Consider the following 6,646-nt stretch of genomic DNA (forward strand, 5'->3'; position numbering starts at 1 on the left):
CTGGATCTCAGTTGCTTGGCGTTGTCGCGCGGCCGTCGAGCCACTTCTGGAACATCACGGACGTCGATAGCTCGAAGCCCAGCGAGCCATAGAACGCATTGGCCTGCGCGTTCTCGCGCCGGACCAGGAGCTGGAGCTTGGCGATGCCCTCACGCCGCAGCCAGTCCTCGGCGGCCGCCATGATGAGGCGGCCGAACCCGCGCTTCTGGCAGTTGGGATCGACCGCGACGTAATAGACCCAGCCGCGATGGCCGTCATGGCCGACCATGATTGTCGCGACGACTGCGCCATTGGCGCGGCCGACCAGCACGGTGGAATTGTCGCATCGCCGCGCCAGCGCGATGTCGGCATGCGGATCGTTCCAGGGCCGCGTCAGGCCGCAGCGCTGCCACAGCGCGACGACGCCCTCGACATCGGCATCGGTGATCGCTTCGATCGCAAGCGATGCGCTCACAGCACCTTCCCCGGATTCATGATGCCCTTCGGATCGAGCATGGCCTTGATCGAGCGCATCAGCTCGATCGCGGTCTTGTCCTTCACCTCCGGCAATTCGTCGCGCTTGAGCACGCCGATGCCGTGCTCGGCCGAGATCGAGCCGCCCATGCGCAGCACGATCGCGAACACCACCGCGTTCACCTCGTGCCAGCGCGCCAGATAATCCGCGGTGTCGGCACCGATCGGCTGGCTGACATTGTAGTGCAGATTGCCGTCGCCGAGATGGCCGAACGGCACCGGCCGCGCGCCGGGGATCAGCTTCACCACGGCGGCATCGGCCTCGGCGATGAAGGCGGGCACGGCGGCGACGGGCACGGAGATGTCGTGCTTGATCGAGCCGCCTTCCGGCTTCTGCGCCGCGGACATCTCGTCGCGCAGCTTCCAGAACGCACCGCGCTGGGCGAGGCTTGCGGCGATCACCGCGTCGTCGACGATCTCCTCCTCCATGGCGCGGGCGAGGATCGTCTCCAGCGGCGTGCGGGCGTCCTCGCCCGGAGAAGACAATTCCATCAGCACGTACCAGGGATGCTTCGCTTGAAGCGGATCGCGCACGTCGATGCCGTGGCGCACCGAGAAATCCACCGCCATCTCCGACAGCAGCTCGAAGCTCGTCAGCGCATTGGCGGCTTCGCCTTGCGCGATCGTCAGCAGCTTCAACGCCGCGTCCGGCGACTTCAGGCCGACGAACGCGGTCTCGATCGCGCGCGGCTTCGGAAACAGCTTCAGCGTCGCCGCCGTGACGATGCCGAGCGTGCCTTCCGCGCCGATGAAGAGATTGTGCAGATTGTAGCCGGTGTTGTCCTTCTTGAGCTTCGACAGCGTGTTGAGCACGCGGCCGTCGGCCAGCACCACCTCAAGGCCCAACGCCATCTCGCGGGCGACGCCATAGGCCAGCGCGGCGGTGCCGCCGGCATTGGTCGAGAGATTGCCGCCGATGGTGCAACTGCCTTCGGCGCCCAGCGACAGCGGAAACAGCCTGTCGGCCTCGGCCGCCTTCTGTTGCGCGATCTGCAGCACCACGCCGGCCTCGCAGGTCATGGTGTTGGAGGCGGTATCGACCTCGCGGATCTTGTCGAGGCGGCGCAACGACACCACCACCTCGCCGTTGTGCGGCGTCTGTCCCCCGACGAGCCCGGTGTTGCCGCCCTGCGGCACCAGCGCGATGTTGTGCGCGGAGGCGAGCTTGCAGATAGCCGAGACCTCCGCCGTCGAGCCCGGGCGCAGCACCAGCGGCGAGCGGCCGTGGAACAGATTGCGCTCCTCGGTGACGTAGGGCGCGATGTCGTTCGCGTCGGTAATCGCGTGGCGCTCGCCGACGATCTTGCGGAATTGCTCGATCAGCTCGGGCGCAAGCGGCGGGATGGCAGGCTTTTCGATGTTCATCTCGTCGTCTTCTTTCTTTCGCGTTCTAGCGCGCCACCGCCGCCCGGCGCAGCCGGTCGTTGATCGCTTCGCCCAGGCCCTCCTCGGGAATTGCCATTACGGCGATCGCTCGCGGCCTTCGCGCATCCAGGCTGCGAAGATAGCCGAACAGGTTGGCGGCGGCTTCATCGAGATCACCGGTGGGCGACAAATTCATGACGGCGGCAGCCGCATCGACGCCCGGCAGCCGCGCGGGGCCGAACGCGAGCAGCGCTTCGTCCGGCGCGACATCGCGCGCATCGAGCCGCACATGGGCGCGCGGCGCGTAATGCGAGGCCAGCATGCCCGGAGCCAGCGGCTGGCTGTCGTCGCTTTCGGCCTCCACGGGCGGCCGCGCCAGCGGCAGGCCGAGCACCGCCTCGATCCGCTCCCGCGACAGCCCGCCGGGCCGCAGCAACATCGGCATGTCGAAGCAGCCGACAATGGTGGATTCGACGCCGACCGTAACAGGCCCGCCGTCCACGATCAGGTCGATCCGCCCCGACAGGTCGCTCTCGACATGGGCGGCCAGCGTCGGCGAGACGTGGCCGGAGATGTTGGCGGACGGCGCCACCACGGCCCCTCCGAACGCGCGCAGGATCGCCTGCGCGACCGGGTGGGCGGGGATGCGGATGGCGACGGTGTCGAGGCCCGCGGTGGCGAGGTCCGCCACCGGGCAGCCTTCCGTCTTCGGCACCACCAGCGTCAGCGGCCCCGGCCAGAACGCCTCGGCAAGGCTCAAGGCGCGCGCGTCGAATCGCCCGATCCGCCGCGCGGCGTTGAGATCTGCGACATGCGCGATGAGCGGATTGAACGCCGGCCGCCCCTTGGCGGCGTAAAGGTGGGCGATTGCGGTGGCATTGGCGGCGTCGGCCCCCAGTCCATAGACCGTCTCGGTCGGAAACGCGACCAGCCCGCCGGCCGCCAGGGTCCGGGCGGCGGCCTCCGCGCCGGCCGCGCCGGCCGGCAAAATCAGCGTTTCAAGACCCGTTTTCACAGGGATAAAATTCCTCAGCCCGGCCGCTTGCGGTGCGCCAAACCCGACGCTATAAGCCGCCTTCTTGTCGGAGTGTGGCTCAGCCCGGTAGAGCACTGCGTTCGGGACGCAGGGGTCGCAGGTTCGAATCCTGCCACTCCGACCATTCTTCCAAAAGTCGACGTTTTGCAGAGGCTTGGCAGACCGGCGCCAACACCTCAGGCCGCCTTTTTGCAACGATTTCGGGATCGGGTCCACGGCCGATTTGGCGGGGCAGGGCCGCTTGTTCCGGCGACGAAGGCGGGGGCGCGACACGCGCCGATGGCCGCCCTCAAGACCGCTCGGACCGCACCACCTGCGCGTCACTGACGGAGACGAGACCCATCTGCCGGGCGACGATGCACCACAGGACGAACATCCCGGCGGTTCGCCGACCTCGTCGTCCGCTTCCCATCGCCCGGATCGGCCTCGCCCGCCGGCAAGTGGAGTGACGGAGTAACCGGTCTCAAGCTCCTCGGTCAGGCGAGGCGGATGCCCTAACGTCATCAGGATCGCGGTGCTGCCTGCCGATAGGTACCCGGGCGAAGCGCGCCGCGAGCGCCGCGCCGATCAGCGGCATCACCCAGGCAAAGCCTGCGACGGCAGGAGAGAGCGATCGCCATCCATCGCGGAGGCCGCGCCCGGCGATCAAGCCATATCGAGCAGGAAGACGGACCGGAAGCCGGGGAATGCACCGAGGAGAAAGGGCTTGAGCGAGGTCATGCCGTGTTCGCCTGTGAGACAGCCCACGCGAATGCCGGCGTCCCCATCGCGGCTGCCCCCGCGATCATGTGGCCGTTAGACGGGAGCACGAGTTGGGTGAGCGCGCGCTTGCAACATTTTGACGAACCGACGCAGCGGGTACTTTTGACAGAGCGGTGATCCAACATTCGCGACGCATCGTTTCGTACGGGTCGATCGCAAGTGATCGGGCGATGGATGCGCCGTCTCGGACGCATCCACCGCGTCGGCATGCATTTGAATCACATCTGGAGAACCTGATGACACCCGCAATTCGTTCGTTTGTGGCCGGTGCGGCCATGCTCGCTGGCCTTTTTGGCCCTTCCGTCGCGCGTGCTGCCGACATCGTGGACACCGCGGTTTCCGCCGGCTCGTTCACGACGCTGGTGACGGCCGTGAAGGCCGCCGGTCTGGTGAAGACGCTCAAGAGCAAGGGACCGTTTACGGTGTTTGCGCCAAACGATGCCGCCTTCGCCAAGCTGCCGCCCGGAACGGTCGAATCGCTCTTGAAGAACAAGGCCAAGCTTGCGGCCGTTCTGAAGTATCATGTCATTCCGGGTCGCGTGAAGGCTGCCGATGTCGCCGGCAAGTCGCTGAACGTCGCAACCGTTCAAGGTCAGCCCGTCAGCGTCGACGGGCGTTTCGGTGTCCGCGTCAATGACGCGCACGTCATTCAGCCGGACATCGAGGCGTCGAATGGTGTCATCCACGTCATCGATACGGTGCTGCTGCCGCCGGCGCGTGCAAAGAAGATGCATCACTGAGAGAGCGCCAAGGCGCGCGTACCTGGCCGCCGTAGCGGCCGGGTATCGTGCTGACGGCCTGCCGCTGTGGGGACGGATCTACTCTGTGCTCCCAGAGCGTTTACCGCCGCGCCACCAGCACGCCCACCAGAAACGCCACCATCAGTGACGGCAGCGGCGCCTCGCGCACCATGCCGCGGACGAGGTCCGGCCAGTGGTGCTCGGGGACCAGCCGCGGCGATCGCACGTGAGGCGCCGGTGTCAAGCCCCAGCTCGAGGCGAGCTCGGCGATCTCGCTTTGCGCCAGACGCACGCCGTCGCGGACGCGGAAGATCGCGGCCTCGGATCGTTCGCGCGGCGCCAGCAGCATCAAGGTCTCGACGGCCGTGCGCAACGTCATCTCGCCAAAACCTTGGAGCCTGACTGATTCCTCAGGGTCGGACGTCATGCCAAATCCTCACGCGAAGAGACGCGCGGTGGCGAAGGCCCCGCGCCAATGGAAAATGGCGGCGGCGGAGCTTGGTTCCTTGCGCGCCTTGGGAGGCGGCCGGCGCGGATTACTTCCTTAGCAGCTCGCTCAGGGCCGCCGTCGCCTCGGCGCAGCGGATGTCGTCGATCTCGCGCGACAGGCTGAGCGCGCTCGATTTCAGCTCTTCCACCTTCCAGCTGTCCGGATGCTGGCTTTCCAGCTGGCCGAGCCGCTTGTTCAGATCATCCAGTCTCGATTGAAGCTGCCCGATGCTGGCAGCTCCATTCACTTTCCAAACGCGTTGTGCACGCATCGTCGTTCCCCTGATCGTCTCACGGCCTTGTGAAAGCGGTTCGTGGCCGGAATGGGGGTTTGTTTTGTCCGGCTTCAGATCGTGGGGAACCGTTGCAGATCGGCAACGAAGTCCCAGCGCCGCAAGAAGTCCCAGCGCCGCAAGATGATACCCGCCGGCACGGAATTTGATTGTGCTCTCGGCACCGAGGGCCGGCGGCCTGTGCGCGCGGTGCGCCGTTCGGTAGGCAGAGGCCCGGCGCACTCGGAAAAATGGGGGAATGAGGCGTGGCGAGATTTGTGACCGTTGCAGCCGGCCAGCTCGGGCCGATCGCGAGAAGCGACACCAGAACCGCAGTGGTGGCGCGGCTGATGGCGTTGATGCGCCAGGCGCACACAAATGGCTGCGACCTGATCGTCTATCCCGAGCTGGCGCTGACCACGTTCTTTCCGCGCTGGTACTTCGAGGACCAGGCCGAGATCGACAGCTTCTTCGAGCGCGAGATGCCGGGTTCTGAAACGCAGGTGCTGTTCGATCTCGCACGCGAGCTCGGGGTCGGCTTCTGCATCGGCTATGCCGAGCTGACCGCCGAAGCTGGAATTGTCAGGCGCTACAACACCTCTATTCTCGTCGACAAGAGCGGTGCGATCGTCCTGAAGTATCGCAAGGTCCATCTGCCCGGTCATGCCGAGCACGAGCCGTGGCGCAAATTTCAGCATTTGGAGAAGCGCTATTTCGAGCCGGGGAGCCGCTTCGGCGTCGTCGATGCCTTCGGTGGCGTGATGGGCATGGCGATCTGCAATGACCGGCGCTGGAGCGAGACCTATCGGGTGATGGGCCTGCAGGGCGTCGAGATGGTGATGATCGGCTACAACACGCCGGTGCACAATCCCCCCGCGCCCGAGCATGACGATCTTTCGCTGTTTCACAACCAGCTGGTAATGCAGGCCGGCGCCTACCAGAACGGCACCTTCGTGGTCGGCGTCGCCAAGGCCGGCGTGGAGGAGGGCGTCGACCACATCGGCGGCAGCTGCATCATCGCGCCCTCCGGCGAGATCATCGCGCGATGCACGACGAAGGGCGACGAGCTCGCGCTGGCGCGCTGCGATCTCGATCTCTGCAATTCCTATAAGCGCACTACCTTCAATTTCGACGTGCACCGGCAGCCGCAGGCCTACGGGATGATCGTGGAGCGCAAGGGCGTGACGACGATGGCGGATGGGAAGCCGGTGCCGCGGAAGGGGTGAACATTCTCTCTTTCGTCATTCCGGGGCGATGCTCAGCATCGAACCCGGAATCCATCACGCCGCCGTGCGCTCGGTGTTTCGCTCCCGTGTCAATCCCATGGCACACAAATATTCCGCTTTAACGAAATTCGGAAACGGCGTATGTGTCGCCCATCCCGGCTCATCCTTGAGGGGCGATCGTGTGGTCGTCATGTTCGCGAGCCGGGCTTGCGGTGGACGCGGCAGCGTCGTGCACGAGAGGTC

Annotated in this window: 8 protein-coding genes and 1 tRNA gene; 3 read left to right on the plus strand and 6 right to left on the minus strand. The window is 66.0% G+C overall.

The window, feature by feature from the left end:
• Positions 1–7: 7 nt before the first annotated feature.
• Genes K408_RS0126880 through K408_RS0126890 form a run of 3 tightly spaced genes read right to left on the minus strand, consistent with a single transcriptional unit; the run spans position 8 to position 2,893 of the window.
• Positions 8–454 carry a GNAT family acetyltransferase gene (locus K408_RS0126880; RefSeq protein WP_024341560.1) on the minus strand — a complete coding sequence of 149 codons (447 nt, stop codon included), beginning with the start codon at positions 452–454 and terminating at the stop codon, positions 8–10.
• Complete coding sequence (locus K408_RS0126885) at positions 451–1,878, minus strand: FAD-binding oxidoreductase (RefSeq protein WP_024341561.1); 1,428 nt, start codon at positions 1,876–1,878, stop codon at positions 451–453. The genes K408_RS0126880 and K408_RS0126885 overlap by 4 nt, the downstream gene beginning before the upstream one ends.
• Before the next feature lie 25 nt (positions 1,879–1,903).
• Entirely contained in the window at positions 1,904–2,893 is a 990-nt protein-coding gene (locus K408_RS0126890) for an L-threonylcarbamoyladenylate synthase (protein WP_024341562.1), read from the minus strand.
• A 68-nt stretch (positions 2,894–2,961) separates the two neighbouring features.
• On the opposite strand from K408_RS0126890, the gene K408_RS0126895 reads away from it, so the two are divergent.
• Positions 2,962–3,038 (plus strand) — tRNA-Pro (locus K408_RS0126895).
• Positions 3,039–3,951: 913 nt separating this feature from the next.
• Positions 3,952–4,416, plus strand: coding sequence for a fasciclin domain-containing protein (locus K408_RS0126905; RefSeq protein WP_028145997.1), 465 nt, complete (start codon positions 3,952–3,954; stop codon positions 4,414–4,416).
• A 100-nt stretch (positions 4,417–4,516) separates the two neighbouring features.
• Here the strand turns inward: K408_RS0126905 and K408_RS0126910 are convergent, their stop codons facing one another.
• Positions 4,517–4,843: a hypothetical protein gene (locus K408_RS0126910; protein WP_024341564.1), complete on the minus strand. Its 327-nt coding sequence runs from the start codon at positions 4,841–4,843 to the stop codon at positions 4,517–4,519.
• Positions 4,844–4,952: 109 nt separating this feature from the next.
• A complete protein-coding gene (locus K408_RS0126915; RefSeq protein ID WP_024341565.1) occupies positions 4,953–5,177 on the minus strand; it encodes a hypothetical protein in 225 nt (74 codons plus the stop codon).
• Positions 5,178–5,443: 266 nt separating this feature from the next.
• Between K408_RS0126915 and K408_RS0126920 the strand changes: the two genes are divergently transcribed.
• The gene (locus K408_RS0126920; RefSeq protein ID WP_024341566.1) at positions 5,444–6,403 is read left to right on the plus strand and encodes an N-carbamoyl-D-amino-acid hydrolase; all 960 of its coding nucleotides are present in this window, start codon (positions 5,444–5,446) and stop codon (positions 6,401–6,403) included.
• A gap of 54 nt (positions 6,404–6,457) precedes the next feature.
• Here the strand turns inward: K408_RS0126920 and K408_RS43125 are convergent.
• Positions 6,458–6,646, minus strand: a 189-nt coding sequence (locus K408_RS43125) for a hypothetical protein (protein WP_210163712.1), incomplete at its 5' end; no start/stop codon positions are given.

Source organism: Bradyrhizobium sp. in8p8 (assembly GCF_000426845.1).
In the GTDB taxonomy this organism is placed as follows: Bacteria; Pseudomonadota; Alphaproteobacteria; order Rhizobiales; family Xanthobacteraceae; genus Bradyrhizobium; species Bradyrhizobium japonicum_C.